Here is a 26,451-nt window from a genome sequence, read left to right on the forward strand (position 1 = left end):
AAAAACTTGGAGGTATAAAATGTCAAAAAAATTTCAAATTAAGCAATCTAATAAGGTTAAGAAGGAAAATGATAATAACTTATACGTGCCTACAGTTCTTTCACTTTTAGAACATGATGAAACAATAATGTCAGATGTGCAAAAAGCAATTTTAATAGAAGAAATAGAAGAACTTCCACAAATACAAGAAGGACAAATTAATCTTGCTGGCATTTATGCTTACGATTTAGGAGATAAGTTAGAAGTTAAAGCTTATATAAGAAACGGTCTTTCAACAGGGGTCAAGCTTGAAACTATTCCTTTTGTTATACAGAATTCTAAGGAAGAAATACTTGCTTATCAGATATTTAGTTTAGAAGATTTAGGAGAAATACCAGCGCATTCAGCTAGACCTATAAAAGTATATTTTGACAAGAAAAACTTACGTGTAGATAGTATTCCTGCGGATGATTGGAAAATAGCTTTTGATGCGAGAGTTAAGGCTAAAAGAACAATTAATACACAGTATGAGAATTTGCCAGAAGGAATAGAGATAGATGATAAGCTTGTTTTTGATAAATTTTTAAATGAACTACCAGAACTAAAAGAAGGAGAGTTTACTATATCTACCTTCAGTGTAGGAATTCAAAAGGGTGGTAATATACTAGTAACACTAGTTATGAGAAACGGAACAGAAAAGCCTATTACTATAGAAAAAATGCCTGTAACACTAAAAGATGCTAATGGAACAGTAGTAAAAGCAGAGCTGTTCGATTTAGGTAAATTTAGCATAAGTCCATTTATGGCAAAGGTATGTAATCTAGCTTTTCCTACAGGTGTAAATGTTGAACAGGATACTCGGCTAGAAGGATGGACAGTATCTTTTCAATTAGAACCAGTAGGAAATGATGCAAATAAATAATGTTAACTTATTTATACTAAAAAATCACTTTAAGAAAATATATTTTCTTAAAGTGATTTTTATATATTGTTTCAATATTACATAAAATAATGTATAATTTTTATTATATAGAAATAAATGTTAGGAGGACAGATATAATATGAAACATAGGTTAACAAAGTCTAATAAAGTAAATTATAGATTATATAATTTTATTTCTATTTTAGCTTTACTAATATTCTTTATAAGTAGCTTTTCTTATAAGGTACAAGCTTCTAGTTCTGTTATAGATCAGGCTAGACAGATAATACGAGATAATTATGTATCTCAAGTACCAGATAGTGTTTTAAATCAACCTACTATAGAAGATATTATAAAAGGCCTTAACGACCCTTATTCAGCATATTTTTCTAAGAGTGATGAGCAAGATTTTTTAAATGCAATTGATAACAAAACTTATGGGATAGGTATATATGTTGAAATTGTTGCCGAGGGGGTTAAGGTTAGAGATGTTATAAAAAATTCTCCAGCAGAAGAAGTCAGCATAAAAGCTGGAGATATAGTAATTTCAGCAAATGGACAATCACTAGTTGGGTTAACAGCGGATAAAGCAACTTCCTATATTAAAGGTGAAGCAGGAACAAAGGTTGACTTAAGGATAAAAAGAGATGACTCGTTTATTGATATGAGTGTTGAAAGAAGAGAAATAACACTACCTACTGTTGATGGTGAAATGATAAATGACCATACTGCATACATATATATAGTTTCTTTTGGTGAGGATACAGCAGAGTTATTTTCACAAAAACTTCGAGAGCTTAGAATGAAGAATCCAGATAACTATATAATTGATTTAAGGTACAATGGCGGAGGATATATGTCTACTGCTCTTGATATAGCCGGAAACTTTATTGGAGAAAATCCTGCTATAACTATAGAAGATAGAGAGGGTAATAAGGCAAGGTATTGGGCAGAAAATACGGGAAGTGTTATAGATGAACCTATAATCTTCTTAGTAAACCAATATACTGCTAGTGCTTCAGAAATATTGTCAGCAGCGGTTAAGGATTATAAGAAGGCATATTTTATCGGTACTACTACATATGGAAAGGGAGTAGCTCAAAGAATGTTTGATTTAGATGACGGCAGTTCTTTAAAGCTTACTACTGAAAAATTCTACTCACCTATAGGGAATACTATTCAAAAGGTTGGAGTATCACCGGATTTCCAAGTTCCAGATGATGTAGATTCTTTGGCGGTTGCTGATTTATTTACCGGGAAATGCAGAGATGACGTAGATAAAAGCGGATATATAAAAGTTAACCAAGGTGGAAAAGAGTTTGAAATAGATTTAAATTTAGCAAAAGATGATAACCACTGGGCAGCATTTAAATATATATTAAACAAAACTTCTAAGGATAATGTATACTTAGGTACTAATAGTGGATGGGTTAAAGCACCACAGGATTATTTTGATAATATTTATAAGTTTTTGTATGGAAACTATAAAGCTATGAAAACACTAAAAGATGTGTCTGAAGATAAGACCTTTAGTATTACATTTAATAGAAAAGTAAATATAAATACAATTAAGGATAACGCTGGTATTGAGCTTATAAATTCACAAACAGGAGAGCGAGCAGCCTTTGATATACAAAGTGTTGATGATAAAAAAATAAGTATAATACCTCAAGAAAAGTTGAAAAGTGGAGAAACCTATTATTTGAAAATAAAAGATGTAATCAATCCTATTACTGTAAAGTGAGATAAATTATGACGATAGATAACAATGTAATTAACTTTAAGTATAAGATAGTCAGAGAAAAAAGAAAAACTATATCTATCAGAATAACGGATAAGGGAGAGGTTTTAATCACCTCCCCTTTTAACGTTAGTGAGGAAACTATAAAAACTATATTAAAAAAGAAAGAAAAGTGGATAATAAGTAAAGTTCAGTTATTTACAAATAGACTATCTAATTATAAAGAAAAAGAATTTGTAAACGGGGAAAAGTTCTTATACTTAGGAAAAGAGTTACAGCTAGAATTTTGTATTAGACATAGCAAAAAAGTATATACTGATATCCAAGAGGGGAAACTAAAGGTTTATGTAAATAACTATGAAAAAAATCATCAGGAAATAAGGAATAGTATAATTGATTTTTATAGAAAGAAAGCAATGGATATATTGAGTGAGAGAACAAAGATCTATAGCGAACTAATAGAGGTTAGACCTAAAAAAATAATTATTAAGGATCAAAAAACTATCTGGGGGAGCTGTTCTTCTAAAGGTAATTTAAATTATAATTACAGAATTATAATGGCACCTATGGAAATAATAGATTATATAGTTGTACATGAATTATGTCATTTAGTACATATGAATCATTCAAAGGAATATTGGAATACAGTTAAACTTGTGCTGCTGGATTATGAACGTAGAAGACAGTGGCTGAAAGACAATGGATATTTGCTGAAACTATAGGTGAGTAGCAGAAAACTTAAATTATACTCCAGGATATGTTGCCAAACTTCAGCACGTTAAAAACTTTTAATCAGTCTAAAGTTTGTATTTTTGAAAATCTAAGAACCTTATATAAACTCGCTATGCTCAAACATATATAAGGCTCTAAGATTTTCTAAAAACACTTCACTAAGACTGATAAAAAAAGTTTTTAAATGTGCTTTCAGTTTTGGCAACATATCCTTACGTATAATTTAAGTTTTCAACACCGAACAAATATAATAAATACCCATAACTTAAATTTAACTTATACGTAGGGGTATATTACCAATGCTGAAGTCACATTTAAATATTTTTTTATTAGTCTTAGCGAAAATTTGATAAAAAATCTTAGGACTTTAGATATGTTTGAGCATAGCGAGTTTATCAAAGTTCTTAGATTTTTGTCAAATTTGAGCCTTAGACTAATTAAAAATATTTAACGTGACAAAGCATGGTAATATACCCCGGAGTATAAGTTAAATTTCGGGCATGGTTATCTATATAGTTCTAGGAATATTTTCCAAGGAATAAAATGTTATTATGAATTTTGTTAATATAGACAATATGATACATATAAAGTAAAATAATATTGTCACAAGAATAAACTTGAAACAAGGAGAAGAGTATGGATTTTTATTCAATATTATTGATTGCAGTGGCTTTATCGTTAGATGCGTTTGGAGTGGCTTTGTGTATAGGATTAAACAGTGGTATAAGAATTAATACTAAGCTTTTATTTGCAACATCTTTTGGATTTTTTCAATTTTTGTTTTCCATAGTTGGAGCATATGCAGGTTTTTTATTTAATACATATATAGCATCAGTTCCTAAGGTTATTGGCGGTGTGCTTATTGCTATTGTAGGAGTAATGATGCTGAAAGAAGGCTTTGAGAATAAAGGGGAATGTCCACTAATAAAACCTGGGATGGTTATAGTATTAGGCGTCTCTGTAAGTATAGATGCCATGGTTATAGGTTTTACAGCACTAAATAATATTACTAGTAATATGGCTATTATTAGAAGTACACTGTTTATAGGAGTAGTAACCTTTATTTTATCAAGTTTTGCTTTTTTTATAGCAAGATATTTAAAGAAGATAACTATAGTAGGTAAATATGCTGATTATATAGGTGGAGTTATACTTATTATATTTGGATTAAAAATGATGTTTTTCTAAAGAAATCTTGGGGTGAAGTAAGTGGAAATTGAACAATATTTAAAGAAAAAACGCATAAAGGTTACAAAAGGTAGAGTAAATATATTAGATATATTATGCAAAGCAGATGATGCAATAAATGTAGAGTATATTTTTAATGAATGTAAGAAGAGAAATATAAATATAGATTTATCTACAGTATATAGATCCTTGGAATTATTTCAAGATAAGGATATTATAAGAAAATTTGATTTAGGTCAAGGTAAATTCAGTTATACTATTAAAAAAGAGGATCATAAGCATGTACTGCAATGCAAACTTTGTCATAGAGAAGTGGAAATAGACTGCCCTATGCAGGAAATCAGGGAGATAATAAAAAATAAAACAGGATTTATATATTTAGAAGATGAATTAGATCTAAAACTAGAAGGAATATGTAACCAATGCAGCAAAGGTGATGATATAGAGCGTGGTGAAACAGAAAAAAATAAAGAATAGAGGTACAACTATTCTTTAAAATTAAAAGTTATCATTATTTAAAGTAACCTGAGCAGGGTATATTTTTCTTACTTTCCATACACCATTATTACTTTTTTCTAAAAATACACTATATGCTACTCTTTTGTGTGGAGTTTTTCTTGTCATTCCGTCTACCTTCACTACAGCCATGATTCCATTAGAGAAAGATAAATTCATGGTACCTATGTTATCCAGTCTGTAGTTATTAAAAAATCCTGTTGTAAAATACCTTTCAACAGCATAATCAATATTTCTACATCTGTTAGTTGTATAACTATATTTTATAACTCCACCTACTAAAAATACAGATAACACAATGATTAATATTTTTTTCATAGTTACCTCCTGTAAAAAATACCCAATTATATAATAACTAAATTTTGTGAAAAAGTAAATACTAAATAAGGAAAAAGGATGGTGTTAAATATGGATTTTTCGTCTTTAGTGCTAATGGAAAGAGATAAGGAGACTAAGCTTATTGTAAGAGAGCTTGGAAGTTATCAAGTTGGAGATGGAGCTAAATACATAACAAAAATGTTTTATGATGGTGATAAGGTAAATATATATTTTGATACTAATAAGGATGTAGAGGAATGGGAATATTCAGCTATATTTGACTTATTTGATTTGGAACAATTCGAAGCTAAGGGATATAAAGTAGAGGACGTTGACGATGAGTATAATCCAACTTGGATAGTTAAGTTTGATTATGACGAAGAATATGAAATCATGAGTAATAAGATAAATGATCTATGTTCATTGATTGATGACACTATGAATAAAGTTTTTGAAGATATTAAAGATAAAGAGGAACAATACAAATAACCTTATAATTATACAAAAATATCTATATAGCTTTTTATAAAAAGCTATATAGATATTTTATTTTTATGCATAATATGGTATGATTTGAAAATAGAAATACATTTAGATTATTGTTGGCAGAGTTTAAAATGTAGGCTTTAAAGATTGAATTTTACTGAGGTGAAAGAATGAAGCTAGAGTTAATAAATAGGGTTAAAGAAGATGATATTCTGGGTAAAAGTATACTGACTGATGAAGGACAGGTTCTATTAAGAGCTGGTGTAAAATTAAATAGTACTTATATAAACAAGCTTAAAGAACTAGGAGTTTTTTATGTATATCTTGAAGATGATAGGTTAGATGATGTAGCTGTTGAGGATGAAAAACTCACTGAACTTAAGCAAGTCACCATGAAAAGCATGTCTAGTATTATTAAAAATGTACATGATTGTAACGGAAAGAAGCTTAAAGAATCCTTAAGTAATGTAGAAGAAATGATAAATTATATAATAACTATTGGGGATGTTAACAAAAGCTTAAATGATATACAAACCTATGACAATTATACTTATGTACATGCACTAGATACTTGTATTATGGCTTCTTTTCTGGGATTGACATTGAAATTAAAGCAGTGGGATTTAAAAGATCTAGGAATTGGGGCGATTTTACACGATATAGGAAAAACCTCTCTTCCTATAGAAATATTAAATAAAGAAGGTCGTTTGACAGATGAAGAATTTGGCGAAATAAAAAGACATACTTTGTATGGTGGGGATATATTAAGAAAAAATATTACAATGCCCGATTCTATAATTAAAGTAGTAGAGCAGCATCATGAAAGAGTTGATGGTAGAGGTTACCCTCACGGTTTGAGTGGAAAACAGATTAATAGGTTTGCTAAAATTGTATGTATATGTGATGTTTATGATGCAGTAAGTAATGATAGATGCTACAGGAAAAAGTTTAGTCCTAATGACGCATATGAGCTTATCCTTGCTGGCAGTGGCAGTAGTTTTGATGAAGGGATAGTTAATGCTTTTAAAAACACCTTTGCTATATATCCACTAGGATGCTGTGTTAAACTTTCAAATGGAGAAGAAGGATATATTATAAGCCAGAATAAAGGCTTTCCAGATAGACCTATAATAAGAGTACTTTATGATAAAATAACAAAAGAACCTATACCTTTTTATGAGATAGATTTATTAAAAAATCCTAGTGTTGTAATAGAAAGTATTGTGTAAAGTTTATAGTGCGGATAGAAATGCGTGCACAGCATACAATATGGTTAAAGCTATTGTATGCTGTGCATTTTTAACGTTGCAGAGTATGGGATAACCATGCCCCAAATTTAACTTATACCACCGGATATATTACCATATTTCGTCACGTTAAATATTTTTAATTAGTCTAAAGCTCTAAGATTTTTTCTCAAATTTTCGCTAAGACTAATAAAAAAATATTTAAATGTGACTTCAATATTGGTAATATATCCCTAAGTATAAGTTGAATTTCAGTCGTATTTATCTATAGGGTTCCAAAGTAGAAACTTAACTTATACGACCGAATATGTTGCCAAACTTCAGCATGTTAAAAACTTTTAATCAGTCTACAGTTCGTGTTTTTGAAAATCTAAGAAACTTTGATAAACTCGTACCTCAAACATATCAAAGCTCCTAAGATTTTCTAAAAACACTTCACTAAGACTGATAAAAAAGTTTTTAAATGTGCTTCAGTTTTGTCAACATATTCCTACGTATAAGTTAAGTTTAGAGCTAGAAACCCTATATAGATAGTTAATTGTAAAACTAAACTTATCTAATTTGTCAGCTTAACGATAAATATTAATATTCTAAATGCATGTTGAATAAAGAAGTGGCAAATTAACATTATAATAAGTTAATTTATAGAGTTAACTATCTATATAATATAAGTTAAAGGAGAATATTTATGGAGAATTATATTAGAAAGCTCATAGAGAAGCTTTGTGAATTATATGGATATAGTGTTGTGGAGTTTGATGATCTGGAGGGGCTTCTAAGTACTTGGGGAGTAGTTAAGAATGTAGAAAATACAATGGAAGTAATATTTTTTTCTGATTTGCAGAACTACAATAAAGTGAATAAGGGTAAATTAGTAGATGCATTAGCTAAGGCTTTTCAATGTGATGATGTGAGACTTGTTCACATTGTAATTGATAGCGAATTAAAGGTTAAAAATACTGAACAGGGAGAATTGTGCTTAAATTACGAAATTAATCCACAGTGTGAATTAATTTTAATCAACAATGTGGATAACAAAATACTTTATTATAGTTCTGGTTTGCAAAATAAGGCACATGAATTAGCAAACTGTATGAATTACATAAAATCAAAAAAAGGCAGTAACAAAAAGTCACAGATGCCAATTATAACATATGGATTAATAGCTGTAAATGTACTAATATATATTTTAACAGCTTATTTATCTGGCAATATTTCTAATAGTGATATAAGAGTACTTGTATTTTTAGGAGCCAAGGTTAACCAGCTTATAGCACAGGGTCAGTATTATAGACTGTTAACTTGCATGTTCCTCCATGGAGGTATAGTGCATATTGCATTAAATATGTATTCCCTATATTCCATAGGGCCCTTAGTTGAAAGTGTTTATGGTAAGTTTAAATACATAATAATATATCTTCTATCTGGAATAGTAGGCTCTTACTTTAGCTATATGTTTTCTAAGAGCATATCCGTAGGAGCATCAGGAGCCATATTTGGATTGCTGGGAGCAACCTTGATATTTGGTTTTAAGATGAAGAATAGAATTGGCAGAGATTTTATAACAAATATATTATCTGTAATAGGAGTTAACTTAATAATAGGATTTTCTATAGCTAATGTGGATAACTTTGGACATTTAGGTGGGCTCTTGGGAGGAATAATTAGCTCTTATTTAATCTTTACATTTTTAAAGTCTTAGACTTGATATAATAATAACTATGCCCGAAATTTAACTTATACGACCAGATATATTACCATGTTTCGTCACGTTAAATATTTTTAATTAGTCTAAAACTCCAATTTGAGAAAAACCTAAGAACTTTGATAAACTCGTACCTCAGTTCGGACCAACTTATCAATTACCATTGATAAGTCGCTCGTTAAAAGCCATTTAGGCTTTTAACCATATCAAAAGTTCTAAGGTTTTCCTCAAATTTTCGCTAAGACTAATAAAAAAATTATTTATGGTATCGAGGAATTGTCATTATATTCTCGGGTATATGTCAAGTTTTAGATTTAGAGCATTATAACACATCACTAGTTTTGTTGCTCAGAAGTTGGGCTATTTTTTTTGCCCAAATTCCTTATATGGTATACTAACAATGCAATTATTGGAATAATGATTGCTACTGGTAAGTGAATATATTTTAGCGTAAATACCTGCCCTATGTATATGTGTTGAGGAAAGTTTTTTGCTATTAGTTGAGAAGTAATTAGTAATATAATACTAAAAGGTATTGCTAAATATTTGGTGTCTTTTAATTTTATAAGCTGAGCAGTACCAAGCATTGCTCCATATAGAAAAAAACTTGCTTTAACAAAACCTACTAGTACTATAATAAATATTACAAATACATCTACTCTGTCAAAAGCTTCCCCTATTCTCATTATACGTAAAGTTTGAAGAAGGGGAAAGAGAGAGGTAGATGCATATTCTACTCCTAGTGTTGCAATAAATATTACAGTGTTTAATGATATGAATATTCCTTCGGCTATAATAGCCAACACTGATGCTTTTCTTACCTTTGATACTTCAACAGTATAGGGGAAAAACATGGTGAATAGTATAGTCTCACCATAGGGAAAAGTGATAATTTTCCAGCTTTTTTTTATAACAAAAACTATTCCATTCTCAAGAACAGGTTTTAAGTTATGAATTTGTAAAGCATCTGGTGTGATAAAAAGAATTAACCATTCCATGATAAAGTAAAAAATCCATAGATATAGTAAAATATGTGCCGCCCTACACATGTTTTCCAAACCAAGATACACACCATAGCCAATTACTGAAGTAATCATTATTGAAATTATAATAGGAGGCATTTTGGGCATTATAGCAACTAACATAAGTTCTTGGAAATCTCTTAATATCCTTGCGGATATGTAGGCAAAATAAATAATATATATTACACTGAGTATGTTTCCTATAAATTTCCCAAAAATCTTAGGCATATATGTAACAATGCTATCCTGTGGGTACTTATTCCATAGACTTGTATATATAACTTGTAATATAATTGCTGGAAATATATAAATAAGCACTGCAAGCCATACATCCTGCTTTGCCTCAGGAGCAAGGAAGAAAAGTAAGGCACTACCTAAAGGCACTAGTATAATAGAAGAAAACAGTTGATGAGCAGATATTTTTATTTTCATAATAATCATTCCTTCGGAATTTACATATTTTTACTGTGGTTTCATTGGTTTTGAAATAATTCCTGGTCTTTTAACAGTAGAGTCTACTTTTATTTCAACGTTAATATGAGGGAAAAGGTAGTTCCAATCTTTTTTTATCTTCTTCCAAAAAATTGGATACTCTCTATGAATTACACCTCCAAAATCAAACATGTCTATATTAAGCTTCTTTTGTGCTGCATATAAAGCCAACTTAACTTCCTTTTCTATGGCCTGGTCCTGAAGCTTACTTAACTCATCCATTATTTTTGGATTTTTCATAGGATCTAATGTATCTGACATCTCAAGGATATTACTTTGAGATTTTATGTTTATCTGTATTGTCACAGTATCACCTGTTACTATTGGCTTTACTTCACTTTTTAATTTTAATATATCGAAGGTAATTACCTTATTATCCTGTAAATATGCTGTTATAGTACCACCTTTAACCTTACCTTTTATCCACTGCATACCTCGTGTTTCATACATATTTAAGAAGCCTATGAGTTTATCTTTTTTAAATACAGCAGTACCTGCCATTTTAAATGTGGCATCTAGAGTGTGATTTTTTGCTAGTTCAATAACTCCTATTATAGGCGTTCCAGTATCACTTACTAAAGCATTAGCAAAATTGATTCTTGACACTATAGGTGTAAAACCTCTGGTTGACTGCAGCCTTACCAAGTTTTCAATTGTATTGGTAGGATTTTTCTCATCAGTATTTACAGCTGTTATTATATCTGAAGCTTTACCTTTTGTTACGAAGATTGGATGATCTGGTCTTGTTTCATAGTTTCTTAATGAAGCATCAATGTACAGTGATAAGCCAGATTCAGCTAGTTCTTTACCTACAACTACGTATTTGGTATGACCAAAAAACAAACTTCTACCCTGCTCTATAGACATATGATCCACAGCATTCTGGGGAGTATCACCTGTAGCACTAAATACTACTACTTCTGAGGAACCTTGCTGTCCTTGTGTCTTTTTAGTCCTACCTCCGCCAGAAGATTCCTTTTGTGGATTTAATATCTGAGCTGTGAAAACGTATTTCCCTTCTGGTGTTAAATCAAATCCTATGGCTAATACTACAGCTAATATATTAAGTTCACGTTTTTCTTCTCTACAGCTTGTAATAGAAATAGCAACAATAATTGTCATGAAAATTGAAATAAATTTTTTCATAAGCTACTCCTTATTTTTCTTTTGTCCTATAGCTTTTTTATCCCCTTCTTTTATTGATTTAATATGAGAACTTTCTTTTCTTCGTATAGATTCTTTTCCGGTAATAAACCAAGACCTTCGAAGTTTAGTCCAAAGGGGACGTCTAATAACTATATTTGGTAATTCATTTGGAACAATTGGTGCTAATGGCTCCATATATGGAATACCAAAAGAACGTATAGATATAAGTTTCATACACAGAATTACTATACCGCAGAGTAAGCCTAATAGACCTGTAAATCCTCCAAGGAATAAGAATATAAATCTAGGAAATATAATTGCTGTAGACATATCAGTAGATGGTACAGCAAAGGAGGATATGCCTGTAGTAGCTACTACAATTACCATGGGTGTACTAACAAGACCAGCCTGCACTGCTGACTCGCCTAATACCAATGCTCCAACTACACTTATTGCCTGACCTACAGCTCTTGGCATTCTAACACCAGCTTCTCTCAATATTTCATATACCGTTAACATTAAAAAACATTCAACAAAAGCTGGATAGGGTACATCAGCACGAGCTTTCATAAAACTAACTAATAAAGGCGTCGGAATGACTTCTTGATGAAAGGTTGTTATTGCTAAAAAAAACCCTGGTAGCGTAAGAGATAAAACGAAAGATAAATATCTAATAATACGATTTATACTACCTGCAATGAATTTTAAATAAGAATCTTCAGTAGTTTCCATAAATTCTGCAAAAATAGCAGGAACAGTTATGACTACAGGAGTTCCGTTTGTTATAATTGCAATACGACCTTCTAATAGCTTAGTGGCTACCACATCTGGTCTTTCTGTTGAGTATATAGTAGGGAAATTAGATATAGGTTCATCTTCTATGTATTCTTTTATATAATTAGCTTCTAATACTCCGTCTATATCGATTTTATTTAATCTTTCCTTTAATTTATTTATTATTTTTTCATTAGCTATATTGGAAAGATACGCAATGTTAACATCTGTTTTTGTTTCTCTTCCCATTATAAATAATTCAAATTTTAAATTAGGGCTTTTAATTATCTTTCTTATAAGTACTCTATTAGTAGATATAGACTCTGTAAAGCCTTCTCTAGGTCCACGAACAACACTTTCAACCACGGGCTCCTCAACACTTCTACCGGGAGGATTAGTAATATTAATTACCATTGCTTCATTTATTCCATCTATAAATAAAATAAGTTTTCCACTTAATATTGAATCTACAACTTTAATTATATCCATATATATATCTGCATCTCTTATTCCAAGCAGGTACTTACAATATTCCTTGCTGCCTGGGCTATAACTAGGATACTCACTCTTACTAGTTAGTTTTTTAATAACAGCTTCTTCAATAGTTGCTGTTTCACACATATTATTAATATATGCAACCATAGCAGTATATTGAGGATTATTTGTAATTTTAACTTCTCTAATGATAAAATCTGAACAGTTCACAAAAATTTTTTCTATATTTTGTTTATTATCCTCTAATACAGGTGAAACTTTAATATTTTCATATTCAGGTGTTTTAATATTCTCTTGTATATTCTTGTTTTTACTATTTTCATCACTTAACGAAAAGATATTTTTAAACATTTAATTCACCTACTCTGAATAATAGTATTTTATAAAATAAACTATTTATTCATGATATAGGATTCTACGGTGGAAATTTAACTTATACTCCAGGATATGTTGCCAAACTTCAGCACGTTAAAAGCTTTCAATTAGTCTAAAGTTCGTGTTGTAGAAAACCTAAGAACCTTTGATAAACTCGCTTTGCTCAAGCAATCTAAGGTTCTAAGGTTTTCTACAACACTTCACTAAGGCTGATAAAAAAGCTTTTAAATGTGCTTCAGTTTTAGCAATATATCCTTACGTATAAGTTAAATTTCACACCAAGTCTTAGATAAAAACAAAGAAGAAGATCTAGTTTTAAACTAGATCTTCTTCATGTAAAGTTTCCTTTTCGATAAGGAGTTTTGTTATGTTTTCTAAGTTATGATTTTCTTTTATAAGCAGTTGTTTAACCTCTTCGTATATGGAGTCAATTAGGTCTTTACATTCTTTAATGACTTCATCTTGATTTAAGTTTAAATCTAGTAACTCCTGCATATTTAATAAGCCTAAGGTGTTACCCATACCATATTGAGTTATCATATTGAATGCAATTTGTGTACTTCGTTGTAAATCGTTATGAGCTCCTGTGGTGATATAATCAGCTCCAAATATAATTTCTTCTGCAGCTCTTCCCCCTAGCAGTACCATTATTCTTTTTCTTAAGTAGTCTTTGTTTTGGAACATTCTGTCCTCAGGTATACTTAGGGTATACCCACCGGCACCCTTTGTGCTAGGTATAATAGTTACCTTTGATACTTTTTCTTCTGGAAGAACCTTTAAAGATACAAGAGCATGTCCTACTTCATGGTAAGCAGTAATTTTCTTGTCTATATCTTTTATATGATCTCTATTTTTCTTTTCATGACCTGCTAAAACTATAGAGAAAGCAGTGTCTAGATGACTATTTTCTATATTAGGGCTATTTTCTTTACATGCAAGTATAGCTGCTTCATTTACCAAACTTTCAAGTTTAGCTCCTGAAAAATAAGAAGTTTTCTGAGCCCATTCTTTTATGCTTATATTTCCCATAGGTTTATTTTTAAAATGTAAATTGATAATTTTCTCTCTTGCAGATATATCAGGTAAATTTACTTCTATATGTCTGTCAAATCTACCAGGTCTTAAAAGTGCAGGATCTAGCATGTCTAATCTGTTAGTAGCAGCCATAACTACAATACCTTCCTTTTCATTAAAGCCTGACATTTCTGTAAGAAGTGCATTTAAAGTTTGATCTCTTTCGTCTGAACCACCAGTACCTCTGCCGCCATCTCTTTTCTTACCTATAGCGTCTATTTCATCAATAAATATAACAGCTTTACCAGTAGAATTATTTCTAGCTTTTTTAAATAACTGTCTTATACGGCTAGCTCCAACCCCTACATATACTTGTATAAAGTCAGAACCAGATACAGCATAGAAAGGAACCCCAGCTTCACCGGCAACTGCTTTAGCTAAAAGAGTTTTACCAGTTCCAGGTTCGCCATAAAATATGACTCCTTTAGGCATTCTTGCACCATAGGATGCATATTTTTCTGGGTTTTTAAGAAAGTCAACAATATCTTGTACACTTTCTTTTGCTTCCTCATTTCCAGCCACATTATCAAAGCCAAGACCTAAGTCTGCAACAGCAGCAGCATCTAGGGCATCAACAGAGCGAATACGTTTAGATGCTATATTAGAAAATTTTACTGACATAACTACAATAGCAATTAGTGACATAAATAAAGTTACCATAGGATATATTTGCTTAGTATCAGAAGGTAGTTGTTCAGATACGGAAACGCCGTCCTTTAACATTATTTCTTTAAAATTATTTGTTCTTGGATTATCTGTTTCGTATTTTTTTCCATCATTTAATTTAACTACTATCTTAGGCGCACTAGTAATATATACTGTAGAAACCTTCTTGTTTGAAACATCTTTTAGGAAAAGTACATATGACTTATGAGTTTTTGGAGTTTCAACAAAGTTAAGAAACAATAAAGCAGCAAGAGATAATACTGCAGTAATAACAGGTATCAATATATACTTCTTTTTCATTTTGTTCATTCAATCCCTTACCTTTCTAATTAATCTATCTATTCGTTACCAGTGGTAAGACTCAATTTTACTGAGGTTTTACTTTGTGTGACACAATTGCTATATTTCAATATATTGTAAATAAATATAGACTGTTTATCTGTAATTTAAACTCTATGTTAATGATATTATAATATTTTTACTTTTAAGTCTAATGAAAATCATAAAAATTACTAAAGTAATTTATGGAACAGTTGGAGTAAAGTATACAAGCTTAGCCGTTAATATAGAGCAGGTGGATAGGATATCAGCAATTCGTGCTGTTAAATTTGAAACCTATAAATGGTTGTTGCACAAATTTTAATTTACTGTATACTTTACTTATGATACAGAAGTTAGAAATTTCTAAAAATGACCTATGTATGGATTTAAGTTTCAAACTAGGAACTATATAATTAGATGAGATAATTCAGAGGGGAGAAGGATTTTATGAAGGTTTCGGCTGTTAAGGTGCTTTTAAATGATGAAGATATTTTAAGTATAATAAGTGATTATATAGACATTGAAGGACTTCAAATTGATAACATAGAAATTAATGAGCTTATAACTATTAAAGGCAGTTATAAAAGAAAGATATCAATTCCATTTACAGTTAAGATAGGCCTAGGAAGTATATTAGGTAATGTTATAAATATTAAGATATTTAATATACATGTTTCTAAGATTGGTATATTAAATAGTATTAAGAATTTAGCATTAAAGAAGCTGCTTAAAGATTTCGTAGATTATGGAATAAAAGTTGACAAGGATATTGTTACTGCTAACTTAGATGTTATATCTAAATTTGTACCATATTTTTATTTTAAACTAAAAAGTATAAATGTAATTAGTGGAGCTATAGAAGTTGAAGCAGAGAATCTTATTTATGCGGAGAATAAACTAATGCCTACTAGAAATAAAGAAACAAAGAAGATTGAACCCACTAAACCTAAGGATGAATACACAAAGTTTAGAAAACAAATAGTGGATAAGGTTCCAAATAAATATGATAAATTTATTAAATATGCTATGATTATACCTGACATCACAGCTCTTTTATGGAGGTTGTTTAGAGATAAAAGAGTTAAGGTAAAAGTAAAAATTATGGTAGCAGGGGTAGTAGCATACCTAGCTAGTCCAATTGATGTTCTTCCAGATTTTATACCCTTAGTAGGAAAGATAGATGATTTAGCTATAGCCTTTTTTGCTCTTAATGCTATTATAAATGAAGTGCCAGAGGAAATTATTCTTGAAAATTGGCAGGGAGATGAAAATATTATTCTAATAACGAAAGAAGCGGTTGGTTATATCTCTCAAGTAGTTGGAGCTCAAAATGTTAACAAGTTGATTAAGGTTACTAAAAATATTTTTAAAAAAGGTGAGAAAGATGTTAACAAACACAAGGTAAGTGAAGAAGTAGCTGCCTCAATAGATAAAACTCAGGTATAGTATTCATGCCCGAAATTTAACTTATACTTCAGAATATGCTGCCAAACTTCAGCACGTTAAAAATTTTTTATCAGTCTAAAGCTCGTGTTTTAAGCAGAGAGCCAAAATCTGTGATTTTGTGCGAATCGCTTACTCATCTGACGTAAGGAAGATGAGTTTCATATAAATCTAAGAATCTTTGATAAACTCGTACCTCAAACATATCAAAGCTTCTAAGATTTTCAAAAACACTTCACTAAGACTGATAAAAAAATTTTTAAATGTGTCTTCAGTTTTGGCAACATATTCCTACGTATAAGTTAAATTTAAGTTGCAAGTATCCATAGAATATTTCTTCCTTTAATTTTTTAAGTTTTAGCTTGTTTTCTGATTTACAAATTATAGTATTTTTATTATTATGATATATGAATAAAAAAAGCTTTAAAACATTATGTAGGTTTAGAATAAGGAGATACAAGTAAATGGGAAAGAAAGTTTATGCTATAAAAGAAGGTTTTGATTCTGAAAATAATTGTAAGATAGAAAATAAGATAGTTAACACTTGGGCAGAGTGCTTAAAATATGTGAAGGGTGTTAAGGGTGCAAAATACAAAAGCTTTGAAGATATTCGTAGTGCCAACCAATATTTAAGTGAAGGCAGTAAGCTATTGAAAAAGGGAGAAGATAGCTACCCGGAGGATTGTTTACATATTTACGTTGATGGAAGTTATAATATTAACACTGAAAAGTATTCTTATGGGGTAGTGGCTGTTAGAAATAATGTAGTTGAATATATTGATGCATCTTCAGCAAAGGATAATTCTCAAAAAAATATAAGGCAGATAGCAGGTGAGTTAGAGGGAGCTGTAAAAGCAGTACAATATGCTTTAAGTAAAGAGGATAAAAAAGTAGTTATATTTCATGACTATGAAGGCATTTGTCATCATGCTACAGGATTCTGGGAACGAAGAGAAGAATCTTCTGCAGAGTATTATAAGAAAATGAATGAGTTAATGAGTTCTGGTATTGAAGTTATTTTTGTGAAGGTAGACAGCCACACAGGTGACTTCTTTAATGAGCTTGTCGATGAAAAATGTAAAGAGAATTTATCGGTACAATCAGATAAGGTTGTAGAGAAATGGTTGCTTACTAATACTTTAAATGTAGCTAATGAGGATGTAAAGCAAGAAATTGTAAAAATAGCTCCTAAAGGAGAGAAAAACATAATTGTTATTAACTCTAATAATGAAGAAAATAAGGAAAAAATTAAAACATATGGGTTTAAAGAGGTTATCAATGAATATAGAAAAAATCCAGAAGCAGCTAAAAGCTTAATAGGTAATTTAAGTGATGAAGGAAAAACAGATTTTATTATTTATCTATTAGACTATGTTAGATAAATACAAGAAAGAGTATCTATATAGATACTCTTTGTTATTTTTTTTGAGAGTGATACATTATAAAACAATAATAGTTTATTGTTTTTCAATAAAAATATATTGAAAAGTAAAAAAACATATGATATCATTAAAGTGCCAATAAAATATAAGGAGTGATTCTATGAAATATTATGGAAAAGGATCTATGGCAGCATTAGTAGAGATAATTTTAAATTGTACACTGGTTATAGGAGTAGCTGCTACTGGTTTAATTTTTTATAATACTCTTTTTAATATGAAGCAAAATATCGCAATGGGAAAGAAAACTTTAGTAATTTTATTGCTAGCAGTAGGTATAATTTGTGTATTTCTAATAGTTTTAGAATTAAGAAAGGTTATGAATACATTGGTTAACGCTAATCCTTTTGTAACGGCTAATATAAAGTCTTTAAAGAGAATTTCTGTGGAGTGCTTTATCATTGCTGGGTGTTATTTGATAAATTTTCTATTTGGTTCTAATTTTAAAGAATTTCAATTTATTTATGTTGATTCACGGGGAATTCATACGGATATGGAGTTTATAATATTTATTTTTGCAGGATGCTTTATAGCCATACTTTCAAAGGTGTTTCAACAGGCTGTGCAGTACAAAGAAGAAAGTGATTTTACTATATAGGGAAAGGGAGAAACTAATGGCTATAATTGTTAATTTAGATGTAATGATGGCTAAACGAAAAATATCTCTTCAGGAGCTGGCTGAGAAGGTTGGTATTACTAATGCAAATCTTTCAATATTAAAAAATAATAAAGCTAAAGCCATAAGGTTTTCAACTCTTGAGGCTATTTGTAAGGAGCTTGATTGTCAACCAGGAGATATTTTGGAGTATTCAGAGGGATAGGAGAAGAGTTATGGAGAAAAGAGAAAGTATAGTTGAAAACAAAATAATGATACTTGGATTTATATTATTTTCAATAATGGCAGGAATATTATTTTCATTATTCTTTTTTGATTATGTGGGTATATCCCATTCAATATTTGTAGTTTATCTTATTGCAGGCTACTTTTTGTTTTATGGACGTAAAAATAAAAGTTTCATGGGATACTTTTTGTTAACTATTAGCTTAGCTTTGTCTATTAGCTATTCAATATTCACTAATCCTATATTTAGAATATTAAATATTATAGTAGTTCCAATAAGTTTATTTTCCGGTTTTTTATTACTTACTTATTCAAATATTACACTGGAATTAATAAAGTTTACTAGTTTTTTTTCTAATAGAGTTATCATAAATTCCTTTATCACATCTTTAAAATTACCTAGATTTGTAATAGATTTGGTGAAATATGGTAAAAAGCAAGAAGACTCTTCTGCTTATAAGTCCATAGCACTTGGATTAGGTATATCTGTACCGGTAGTTATTTTCTTATGCATTTTTTTAGCGGAAGCAGACGGAATGTTTAGTTACTACTTATCTAACTTAACTGATTGTTTAAGATTTGTAAATATTAATATTGCAATGTATAAGCTGGTGTGGACTATTCTTATTACCTTTTTTATTTTCGGTGTTTATTGGGGCCTTTCTTATGAGTCTAATAATGATGATGGTAGGATTCATTCAAAGAGAACTTTTGAGCCAATAACAGTTACCACTGTACTTATAATTGTTAGTGTTCTTTATATGGTATTTACAAAGATTCAGCTTTCTTACCTTTATGGTAATAAGGAATTGCCTTTGGGATTTACTCACGCAGAATATGCTAGAAGTGGATTTTTTCAGTTAGTGTTTTTGATAGTTTTAAATTTAATGATGATTACTATTCTTAAGTTAAAGACTAAAACTACAGGAAAAAAACAGAACTTAACTCTGCATATTTTATATACTGTTATAACAGTACTTACTTTCAATATGGCATTCTCAGCACTATATAAGATGAATTTATATATAGCTGCCTTTGGTTATACAAGATTAAGACTTTTGGTTCAAATATTTACATTGTTTTTATTTTTAGTATTGTTTCTTCTTATTCTTTTTATATGGAAAGAAATTAATTTATTTAAACCTATAACCTTTGCTGCAGTACTAATTTATGTAGCATTAAATTTCTTTAATATTGATAACTACATTGTGCAACGAAATATAGATATGTATCCAACAATAAGTAGGTTTGACGAGGCTTATTTAAGTATGTTATCTCTTGATGCTAATTCAGCCATGAAAAGAGCAATAGCAGAGCATAAGATATCTACAGATGTATATAGCAATTGGTTAAATAACAATAAGAATAAGCAGGAACATTGGTATGAGTATAATTATTATTCTTCTAGTGTTAATAAGTAAATAGATATTAAATGACTATCATAAATTTATGATAGTCATTTAATAAGGATTATAATAGTTTATTTCCAAATATCTTTTAGAGTCCAATAAGTAAATTCTTCTATTTGTACATCTCCATTTTTAGTAAACAGTTCAATACCTAGCCTATGTTCTTTAGGATAAATACGACTTGTCATGGTTGCTTCACCGTCATTTGCAAATACTTCAATAGAGGATCTATCCAAAAATACATGTAATGAAAGCTGTCCATGTTCCTCAAGTATTGTATTTCTAATTCCGTCTTTATCCTTACCACATTTGGAGCAATCAAGTGTTAGCTTTTGATTATTTAAGTGGTAAGTTAACATGGTCTCTTCTTGGTTAGCACCACGAACCTTTAATCCTATAGATTGAGCATTACAATGATTAAGACTGAATACAACTTTCATTTCTACTAGATCATCTGTCAACTCTACTATATAGCTTTCAGATATAGATTTATTTACACACTCCTTGTGCTCTGATTGACGCAACAAGGTTAATTCATCAACAGGATTCATTAAAATTTTGTTATTAGTTCCTAGTGTTATTACACGTGGTAGGGTTAACGCTCCACACCATCCATCTTCTTTTGTTGGCATGTCTGATTCCCACATATCCATCCAGCCAATACCGATACGACGGCCTTTATCATCTAAAAATGTTTGTACGGCATAAAAATCATGTCCATTATCCAATTCAGTAAAGGAACCATGTATAAATTGGTTTGTTTCGTAATCATACTCACCAACTAAATAACCAGTTTGGAATAGGTTAGGATATAGGTCATCCTTTTTCTCTATACCTTGAGGTGAGAACATCAACACATATTTCCCATCTAATTCAAAGAAGTCTGGGCATTCCCACATATATCCTAGGGTGCCGTCGCTTTGTGCCAAAACTCCAACATATTCCCATTTACGCAAATCTGCAGAAGTGTATAAAATTACTCTTCCAACATTTTCTTTTGAGGAATTCCCTAAAATCATATACCACTTATCTTCATGCTTCCATACCTTTGGATCACGAAAATGGTGAACACTATCAGCTGGCGGTTCAGCAATAACAGGGTTTTCTCCTACCTTTTCAAAAGTTATGCCATCCTTGCTGATAGCAATATTTTGATTTTCATAAAAAAGATTATTTTCTTTGTCTGTATAATGATGTCCTGTATAAATTAAAGTTAGTTCACCATTGTTATCAACAGCACTTCCTGAAAAACATCCATCTTTATCACAGGGATCTCCTGGAGCTAAAGCAATTGGACAGTGCTGCCAATGAATAAGATCCTTACTTTTAACATGTCCCCAATGCATGGGTCCCCAATTCTCATCATATGGATGATGTTGATAAAACACATGATATTCCCCTTTATATTGGATTAATCCATTAGGATCATTTATCCAGTTAGCTGGTGCCATAATGTGGTAGCCTAATCGATAACGATTATTCATCTTTTTACTTGCTTTTACTAATGCCTCTTCAGCTTGTTTAAGTTTATTTGATGTTAACATTATTTTCCCTCCAATACAATTTTTCTTTGTGTTTCTACATTGTTAGAAACATCTTCTTTTTTGTGTGAATTTAATAAGGTGAAAATTGAAACTATTGTAAAAAATAAAACTATGATTCCCATTATAATATAGGTATGACGAAAACCTATATTATCATACAATCTGCCTGCAATGGGTGAAAGAATAGATGCACCAATTTGAGAGGCAAATTGAAATCCAACTAGATATAACACAGAAGACAGACGTGTATCGAAATTTGCTGCTAAATATTTAAAAATAGCAATTAGCATAATGGGTAATTCTAGTGCATGGATTAATTTCATGCATGAAATTCCAATTGGTCCAACAACGAGACCTGAACCAACAATTCGGAAAGCCATTAAAACTCCTGCTAAAATCAATCCTTTTTTCGAACCAATCTTATTTACAACAAACGGTGCAAGAAACATCATTCCAGCCTCCAGAAATACCTGGAAGGAGTTAAGATATCCAAATACTTGATTTCCTAAAGCTTTTGTTGGGAATAAAGAAGAATAATAAAGTGGGAATTGCTGATCATAAACACTATAGAAACATGTCACCCCGATGACATATAGCATAAAAAACCAGAACTCCTTCAAAAGAAAAAGTTTCCCTACGTCTTTTAATTTAACAGACTCTGCTCTCTCCATCTCTTGGTCTGTCATTTCAACTGATACAGAAATGATAATTGCAACTAATAGGATTGCTGAAACAGATGCGATCCAAAAGTTAATATTAGGGTTGATATTAAATAGTTGTCCTGCGAAAAATGTAGCAGCTGCCCAGCCTAAAGAGCCCCACATTCTTGATTTTCCATATTCAAAATTATATCTACGGCTGATCTTTTCAATATAGGATTCGATGGCCCCTACACCAGCCAAAAAGGCTGTTCCTAAATAGATTCCCCCAACTACTGTACCTAAAAGCACATTATATTTTAACAATGGTCCATATATATAGATAAAGAATGGTCCTACAAATAAAAGTAACAAACTGATGAACAATAATATATTTTTCTTTAAACCAATTTTGTCAGAAATGTACCCATATAATGGTTGCATACACAAAGCAAAGATAGCGTTTACAGAAAAGATAACACCTGTAGCTGCTCCGCTTAAGTTAATCTCTTGTCCTAACCAAATAGAAAATAAAGAATAACTAGATGACCAAGTGAAAAAGAAAAAGAAAAAATATGCACTTAATTTCCAATATATGCCTTTTGAGTTTAACATCTTAATTTCCCCCTATTAATTCAATTTACCTGAAAAGCTTTTCAAGTAAATTATATATCAACCGTTTTCATATGTCAACCCGTTTCATAAAAAATAAAAAACGCTGCATAAAGGCAGTGTTTTACGTGGTTTTTCCTTCTAAAAGTTTCACAGGAAGGCAGGTTTTAAGTGATAAGTCATTAAACTCTCCGTCTATTTCTTTTAATAGAATGTCAATGGCTGTTTTAGCAATTAAATCAATTGGCTGCTGGATAGTGGTCAATTCCGGCAGTAATATTTGACATGTTTCGGTTCCGTCGTAACCGATAACCTTTATGTCTCCAGGTATACTTTTTCCACGCTTTTTTGCTTCAGCTATGAAGGAAGCCGCAAATAAATCATTACTGGCAAATACACCATCTACCTCCGGGCACTCATCTAAAATTCTATTTGCTACTTCCTGCTGATTTTGACGATCAAATACATTATGAATTTCATATGTAATTGGAAGTCTGTTCTGATTCCCCATCACATCCTCATAGGCTTTTCTTCTTAATTTCGCCGGGGTTTCTAGTTCAATGGATCCATTTATATGAATAATGTTTTTACATCCTTTCGACAGTAACAGTTCTGTGGCTATTTTGCCTCCAGCATAATTATCAGAACTTACTACAGGAATGCTTTCTGACAGATTACGATCAATAGCTACAACAGCTAGATTTTGCTTATGATAGTCCAGGATACCTTGGTTATGGGTACCAACAATAATTCCATCTACTTGATTACGCATAAGCATTTCTAAATATTTTTCTTCCTTATCAATACGATTTAAGCTGTTGCAAAGTAGTATTTTATAACCTAAGGAATTGCAGATTGTCTCTAGATGAAAGGTAAGCTCACCGAAAAAGGGATTACTTGTTGTAGGTAAGATTACACCTATTAAATTAGTTCGTTTATTGAATAAGGAGCGAGCCACATCGTTTGGAAAATAATTAAGATCTCTCATGGCTTTTTGAACATTTTCTCTTGTTTCTTTGCTTATATAACCACGATTATTTAATACCCGAGAAACCGTTGTTGGTGATACTCCTGCTAGTTTTGCTACATCTTGAATTTTCGGCTTCATTTCATTCTTCTATCCCTTCTCTGTTAAAAAATTAATTTTCCATCTCAAAACGGCTTTTTCCATTTTCAAGTTCTTCTCTCTCGATTAACCGTTCCAATTCTATTTTGTGAGTATTTTGGAGCTATGTCAATATCTTAGACACAAAAAGTCTAACTATTTATGCAATTTTTCTAGCTATATATTCCTTAAAAGCAGAGCTTTTGTACTGGTAGTCTAAATCACTATGAAGTATTAAGGGTTTAGTTGGTTTCTTAATCTGTATAGTGTTTTTAACAGTCTGTAGTACTACTGATAAAAAAGTTTCTAAATGTGAAATCAGTTTTGGCAGTATGTTCCTACGTATAAGTTAAATTTAAGCTGTAGTTATCTATAAACTTCTATAAATTTCTTTGTTTAATAATTACAAAACTACATACTCTATATTCGAATAGAATAGTAAAAGGAGAGGATAGAATATGCCTAGGAGGTTTATAACAGGAGCGTTAATAGGAGCAGCAGTAAGTATGCTGTTTGCACCAGAATTAGATAGAAGTACTAGGAGAAGAATAAAAAAAACTACAAGACGTGTAAGAGGTGCAGCAGAAGAGATCTACGATAATGTTAAAAAAGGTTGGTAATATAGAAACTTTGTTAGCTATAGAATTAAATTGCGTACTCTAAATTAAAGTTTTAATTTAAAGTACGCAATTTTTATGTATAAATAAGGTAATACGCAAATATACTTTATATTAAGGTGAATTTATTGAATAAATTTGTAAAAAAATTGTGTAGTAGCACTATTTTGTTAAAAGTTTTTATGGTATCATTAAAAAATATGTTATAATGGTATAGATATATTAAAATTTCTAGTATATTTTAATTTTACACATTAATATATGGATAGTAAAGGAAGAGTGAGTTATGGAAATACTATCTTTAGGGGAAAAGATCAAAAGAAGAAGAAAAGAACTTAACATGACTTTAAAAGATTTAGCAGGGGATAGGATTACACCAGGACAGATAAGCCTTGTTGAGTCAGGAAAGTCTAATCCAAGTATGGATTTGCTGGAGTATTTGGCAAATGCCTTAAGTACTTCTATAGAGTATTTGATGGAATCTGAAGAAACACAAGCAGAAAAAATTTGTACATACTTTGAAAACATAGCTGAATCCTATATAATTAACGAAGATTTAAGTCAAGGTGAACAATATATTGAAAAGTCTTTATATTATGCTGAGAAGTATAACTTAGACTATAGAAAAGCTAAGATTTTATACCTTAGGGGTACTATTTATGTTTCTAAAGGAGAATGTGCTCTTGCACAGCAGTTTTTTCTTTCATCTAATGTAATATTTATAAAGAATAATAATTATGAAGAGACTATAAATACATTTGTGAATTTAGGTAAAATTGCTATGAAGTTGAAGGCATATCATTCTGCTTGCAGCTATTTTCAACAGGCAGAAAATGTTTATAGTGATAATAATATAGGTAATGACTTTTTACTTGGCGAAATATATTACCATATAGCTTGTATATATTTTAAATTAGAGAATACTGAAAAAGCCATAAATTATTCATTTCTTGCAAAGGAAAAATTCAGACAAATGGATAATAAAAAGGAGTATGCAAAAATACTACTGCTTTTATCTGAAGAATTTAATAAGAATGGTGATGTAGATAATGCAATAAAATATTCTAAGAAAACTTTAGCTGTTTATAAAGAAATAAATGATATAACTAATATTGCAAGAATTGAAAGCAGCTTAGGAAAGTTATTTAATGAATTTGATAATTTAGAAGAATCTTTTATGCATTTGAATAAAGCAAAGGAACTAAAGATTAGAATTAAGGATTCAACTTTAGTAGAAACTTTAGTAGATATTTGCGAAAACTATATCAAGCTAAAGGATGTTGAAAATTCTAGAAAAGTTTTAAGTGAAGTCATGGATAACATCAGTGATGGAAGTCATAAGGGATTAATACAATATTATTTGCTTAAATATAGAGTGGACATGCTGGAAGCAAAATTTAAAGAGGCTGAAAATACACTAATAATGGCCTTGAATTTTGTGAAGAATATGGATTATAACAAAGAAGTTGCAGAAATATCTATTATGCTTGGTAAGTTCTATATAGATATAAATAGAGAAAAGGAAGCAGCAAAATATTTGAATGATGGTGTGGAAATATTTAAGAAGATTGGGGTTTTGAAAGAGTCTTAGTATGGATAGGTGA

At 30.5% G+C, this 26,451-nt stretch carries 23 protein-coding genes; 15 read left to right on the forward strand and 8 right to left on the reverse strand.

What is annotated here, in order from left to right:
• Positions 1 to 19 precede the first annotated feature (19 nt).
• The 5 genes from HGI79_RS07655 to HGI79_RS07675 all read left to right on the forward strand — a co-directional run bounded on the left by HGI79_RS07655 (position 20) and on the right by HGI79_RS07675 (position 5,039).
• Positions 20 to 901: an SLAP domain-containing protein gene (locus HGI79_RS07655; RefSeq protein ID WP_185650080.1), complete on the forward strand. Its 882-nt coding sequence runs from the start codon at positions 20 to 22 to the stop codon at positions 899 to 901.
• Between the two features lie 139 nt (positions 902 to 1,040).
• Entirely contained in the window at positions 1,041 to 2,645 is a 1,605-nt protein-coding gene (locus HGI79_RS07660) for a S41 family peptidase (protein ID WP_185650081.1), read from the forward strand.
• Between the two features lie 8 nt (positions 2,646 to 2,653).
• Positions 2,654 to 3,364, forward strand: a complete 711-nt coding sequence (locus HGI79_RS07665) for a M48 family metallopeptidase (protein WP_185650082.1) — start codon at positions 2,654 to 2,656, stop codon at positions 3,362 to 3,364.
• Positions 3,365 to 4,010: 646 nt separating this feature from the next.
• Positions 4,011 to 4,562 (forward strand): manganese efflux pump MntP family protein, encoded by a 552-nt coding sequence (locus tag HGI79_RS07670; protein ID WP_185650083.1) that lies wholly within the window; start codon positions 4,011 to 4,013, stop codon positions 4,560 to 4,562.
• Between the two features lie 21 nt (positions 4,563 to 4,583).
• Positions 4,584 to 5,039, forward strand: a complete 456-nt coding sequence (locus HGI79_RS07675; RefSeq protein WP_185650084.1) for a Fur family transcriptional regulator — start codon at positions 4,584 to 4,586, stop codon at positions 5,037 to 5,039.
• 21 nt (positions 5,040 to 5,060) lie between these two features.
• Here HGI79_RS07675 and HGI79_RS07680 read toward each other — a convergent pair whose 3' ends face one another.
• Positions 5,061 to 5,396 carry a hypothetical protein gene (locus HGI79_RS07680; RefSeq protein ID WP_185650085.1) on the reverse strand — a complete coding sequence of 112 codons (336 nt, stop codon included), beginning with the start codon at positions 5,394 to 5,396 and terminating at the stop codon, positions 5,061 to 5,063.
• Between the two features lie 90 nt (positions 5,397 to 5,486).
• On the opposite strand from HGI79_RS07680, the gene HGI79_RS07685 reads away from it, so the two are divergent.
• From HGI79_RS07685 to HGI79_RS07695, 3 genes are all read left to right on the forward strand, one after another.
• Positions 5,487 to 5,885, forward strand: a complete 399-nt coding sequence (locus HGI79_RS07685) for a DUF6762 family protein (protein ID WP_185650086.1) — start codon at positions 5,487 to 5,489, stop codon at positions 5,883 to 5,885.
• Between the two features lie 167 nt (positions 5,886 to 6,052).
• Positions 6,053 to 7,111, forward strand: coding sequence for an HD-GYP domain-containing protein (locus HGI79_RS07690; protein WP_185650087.1), 1,059 nt, complete (start codon positions 6,053 to 6,055; stop codon positions 7,109 to 7,111).
• 706 nt (positions 7,112 to 7,817) lie between these two features.
• Positions 7,818 to 8,831 carry a rhomboid family intramembrane serine protease gene (locus tag HGI79_RS07695; RefSeq protein WP_185650088.1) on the forward strand — a complete coding sequence of 338 codons (1,014 nt, stop codon included), beginning with the start codon at positions 7,818 to 7,820 and terminating at the stop codon, positions 8,829 to 8,831.
• Positions 8,832 to 9,169: 338 nt separating this feature from the next.
• Here the strand turns inward: HGI79_RS07695 and HGI79_RS07700 are convergent, their stop codons facing one another.
• The 4 genes from HGI79_RS07700 to HGI79_RS07715 all read right to left on the reverse strand — a co-directional run bounded on the left by HGI79_RS07700 (position 9,170) and on the right by HGI79_RS07715 (position 15,187).
• Positions 9,170 to 10,288: a GerAB/ArcD/ProY family transporter gene (locus HGI79_RS07700; protein WP_185650089.1), complete on the reverse strand. Its 1,119-nt coding sequence runs from the start codon at positions 10,286 to 10,288 to the stop codon at positions 9,170 to 9,172.
• Positions 10,289 to 10,318: 30 nt separating this feature from the next.
• A complete protein-coding gene (locus tag HGI79_RS07705; protein ID WP_185650090.1) occupies positions 10,319 to 11,494 on the reverse strand; it encodes a Ger(x)C family spore germination protein in 1,176 nt (391 codons plus the stop codon).
• 3 nt (positions 11,495 to 11,497) lie between these two features.
• Positions 11,498 to 13,114, reverse strand: a complete 1,617-nt coding sequence (locus tag HGI79_RS07710; protein ID WP_185650091.1) for a spore germination protein — start codon at positions 13,112 to 13,114, stop codon at positions 11,498 to 11,500.
• 339 nt (positions 13,115 to 13,453) lie between these two features.
• Positions 13,454 to 15,187, reverse strand: coding sequence for an ATP-dependent metallopeptidase FtsH/Yme1/Tma family protein (locus tag HGI79_RS07715; RefSeq protein ID WP_185650092.1), 1,734 nt, complete (start codon positions 15,185 to 15,187; stop codon positions 13,454 to 13,456).
• Between the two features lie 459 nt (positions 15,188 to 15,646).
• Between HGI79_RS07715 and HGI79_RS07720 the strand changes: the two genes are divergently transcribed.
• The 5 genes from HGI79_RS07720 to HGI79_RS07740 all read left to right on the forward strand — a co-directional run bounded on the left by HGI79_RS07720 (position 15,647) and on the right by HGI79_RS07740 (position 20,343).
• On the forward strand, positions 15,647 to 16,645 hold the full coding sequence (locus HGI79_RS07720) for a YkvA family protein (RefSeq protein ID WP_185650093.1): 999 nt from the start codon (positions 15,647 to 15,649) through the stop codon (positions 16,643 to 16,645).
• 461 nt (positions 16,646 to 17,106) lie between these two features.
• Positions 17,107 to 18,024, forward strand: coding sequence for a viroplasmin family protein (locus tag HGI79_RS07725; protein WP_185650094.1), 918 nt, complete (start codon positions 17,107 to 17,109; stop codon positions 18,022 to 18,024).
• 160 nt (positions 18,025 to 18,184) lie between these two features.
• On the forward strand, positions 18,185 to 18,679 hold the full coding sequence (locus HGI79_RS07730; RefSeq protein ID WP_185650095.1) for a DUF2975 domain-containing protein: 495 nt from the start codon (positions 18,185 to 18,187) through the stop codon (positions 18,677 to 18,679).
• A 16-nt stretch (positions 18,680 to 18,695) separates the two neighbouring features.
• On the forward strand, positions 18,696 to 18,902 hold the full coding sequence (locus HGI79_RS07735; protein ID WP_185650096.1) for a helix-turn-helix transcriptional regulator: 207 nt from the start codon (positions 18,696 to 18,698) through the stop codon (positions 18,900 to 18,902).
• A gap of 10 nt (positions 18,903 to 18,912) precedes the next feature.
• A complete protein-coding gene (locus HGI79_RS07740; protein ID WP_185650097.1) occupies positions 18,913 to 20,343 on the forward strand; it encodes a DUF4153 domain-containing protein in 1,431 nt (476 codons plus the stop codon).
• A gap of 59 nt (positions 20,344 to 20,402) precedes the next feature.
• Here the strand turns inward: HGI79_RS07740 and HGI79_RS07745 are convergent, their stop codons facing one another.
• From HGI79_RS07745 to HGI79_RS07755, 3 genes are all read right to left on the reverse strand, one after another.
• Positions 20,403 to 21,875 carry a glycoside hydrolase family 32 protein gene (locus HGI79_RS07745; protein WP_185650098.1) on the reverse strand — a complete coding sequence of 491 codons (1,473 nt, stop codon included), beginning with the start codon at positions 21,873 to 21,875 and terminating at the stop codon, positions 20,403 to 20,405.
• Positions 21,875 to 23,128 carry an MFS transporter gene (locus HGI79_RS07750; RefSeq protein WP_185650099.1) on the reverse strand — a complete coding sequence of 418 codons (1,254 nt, stop codon included), beginning with the start codon at positions 23,126 to 23,128 and terminating at the stop codon, positions 21,875 to 21,877. The genes HGI79_RS07745 and HGI79_RS07750 overlap by 1 nt, the downstream gene beginning before the upstream one ends.
• Positions 23,129 to 23,249: 121 nt before the next feature.
• Positions 23,250 to 24,233: a LacI family DNA-binding transcriptional regulator gene (locus HGI79_RS07755; RefSeq protein WP_185650100.1), complete on the reverse strand. Its 984-nt coding sequence runs from the start codon at positions 24,231 to 24,233 to the stop codon at positions 23,250 to 23,252.
• A gap of 455 nt (positions 24,234 to 24,688) precedes the next feature.
• Between HGI79_RS07755 and HGI79_RS07760 the strand changes: the two genes are divergently transcribed.
• The gene (locus tag HGI79_RS07760) at positions 24,689 to 24,850 is read left to right on the forward strand and encodes a YtxH domain-containing protein (protein ID WP_185650101.1); all 162 of its coding nucleotides are present in this window, start codon (positions 24,689 to 24,691) and stop codon (positions 24,848 to 24,850) included.
• Between the two features lie 283 nt (positions 24,851 to 25,133).
• Positions 25,134 to 26,438, forward strand: a complete 1,305-nt coding sequence (locus HGI79_RS07765) for a helix-turn-helix domain-containing protein (protein WP_185650102.1) — start codon at positions 25,134 to 25,136, stop codon at positions 26,436 to 26,438.
• The last annotated feature ends 13 nt before the right edge of the window (positions 26,439 to 26,451 follow it).

Source organism: Clostridium sp. DJ247 (assembly GCF_014231265.1).

Coding starts and splice junctions, on each gene's coding strand:
- HGI79_RS07745 (WP_185650098.1), bottom strand. CDS start 21,875: ATGTTAACATCAAATAAACTTAAACAAGCTGAAGAGGCATTAGTAAAA.
- HGI79_RS07665 (WP_185650082.1), top strand. CDS start 2,654: ATGACGATAGATAACAATGTAATTAACTTTAAGTATAAGATAGTCAGA.
- HGI79_RS07655 (WP_185650080.1), top strand. CDS start 20: ATGTCAAAAAAATTTCAAATTAAGCAATCTAATAAGGTTAAGAAGGAA.
- HGI79_RS07695 (WP_185650088.1), top strand. CDS start 7,818: ATGGAGAATTATATTAGAAAGCTCATAGAGAAGCTTTGTGAATTATAT.
- HGI79_RS07765 (WP_185650102.1), top strand. CDS start 25,134: ATGGAAATACTATCTTTAGGGGAAAAGATCAAAAGAAGAAGAAAAGAA.
- HGI79_RS07685 (WP_185650086.1), top strand. CDS start 5,487: ATGGATTTTTCGTCTTTAGTGCTAATGGAAAGAGATAAGGAGACTAAG.
- HGI79_RS07735 (WP_185650096.1), top strand. CDS start 18,696: ATGGCTATAATTGTTAATTTAGATGTAATGATGGCTAAACGAAAAATA.
- HGI79_RS07660 (WP_185650081.1), top strand. CDS start 1,041: ATGAAACATAGGTTAACAAAGTCTAATAAAGTAAATTATAGATTATAT.
- HGI79_RS07705 (WP_185650090.1), bottom strand. CDS start 11,494: ATGAAAAAATTTATTTCAATTTTCATGACAATTATTGTTGCTATTTCT.
- HGI79_RS07680 (WP_185650085.1), bottom strand. CDS start 5,396: ATGAAAAAAATATTAATCATTGTGTTATCTGTATTTTTAGTAGGTGGA.
- HGI79_RS07690 (WP_185650087.1), top strand. CDS start 6,053: ATGAAGCTAGAGTTAATAAATAGGGTTAAAGAAGATGATATTCTGGGT.
- HGI79_RS07715 (WP_185650092.1), bottom strand. CDS start 15,187: ATGAACAAAATGAAAAAGAAGTATATATTGATACCTGTTATTACTGCA.
- HGI79_RS07710 (WP_185650091.1), bottom strand. CDS start 13,114: ATGTTTAAAAATATCTTTTCGTTAAGTGATGAAAATAGTAAAAACAAG.
- HGI79_RS07760 (WP_185650101.1), top strand. CDS start 24,689: ATGCCTAGGAGGTTTATAACAGGAGCGTTAATAGGAGCAGCAGTAAGT.
- HGI79_RS07720 (WP_185650093.1), top strand. CDS start 15,647: ATGAAGGTTTCGGCTGTTAAGGTGCTTTTAAATGATGAAGATATTTTA.
- HGI79_RS07740 (WP_185650097.1), top strand. CDS start 18,913: ATGGAGAAAAGAGAAAGTATAGTTGAAAACAAAATAATGATACTTGGA.
- HGI79_RS07750 (WP_185650099.1), bottom strand. CDS start 23,128: ATGTTAAACTCAAAAGGCATATATTGGAAATTAAGTGCATATTTTTTC.
- HGI79_RS07730 (WP_185650095.1), top strand. CDS start 18,185: ATGAAATATTATGGAAAAGGATCTATGGCAGCATTAGTAGAGATAATT.
- HGI79_RS07755 (WP_185650100.1), bottom strand. CDS start 24,233: ATGAAGCCGAAAATTCAAGATGTAGCAAAACTAGCAGGAGTATCACCA.
- HGI79_RS07670 (WP_185650083.1), top strand. CDS start 4,011: ATGGATTTTTATTCAATATTATTGATTGCAGTGGCTTTATCGTTAGAT.
- HGI79_RS07725 (WP_185650094.1), top strand. CDS start 17,107: ATGGGAAAGAAAGTTTATGCTATAAAAGAAGGTTTTGATTCTGAAAAT.
- HGI79_RS07700 (WP_185650089.1), bottom strand. CDS start 10,288: ATGAAAATAAAAATATCTGCTCATCAACTGTTTTCTTCTATTATACTA.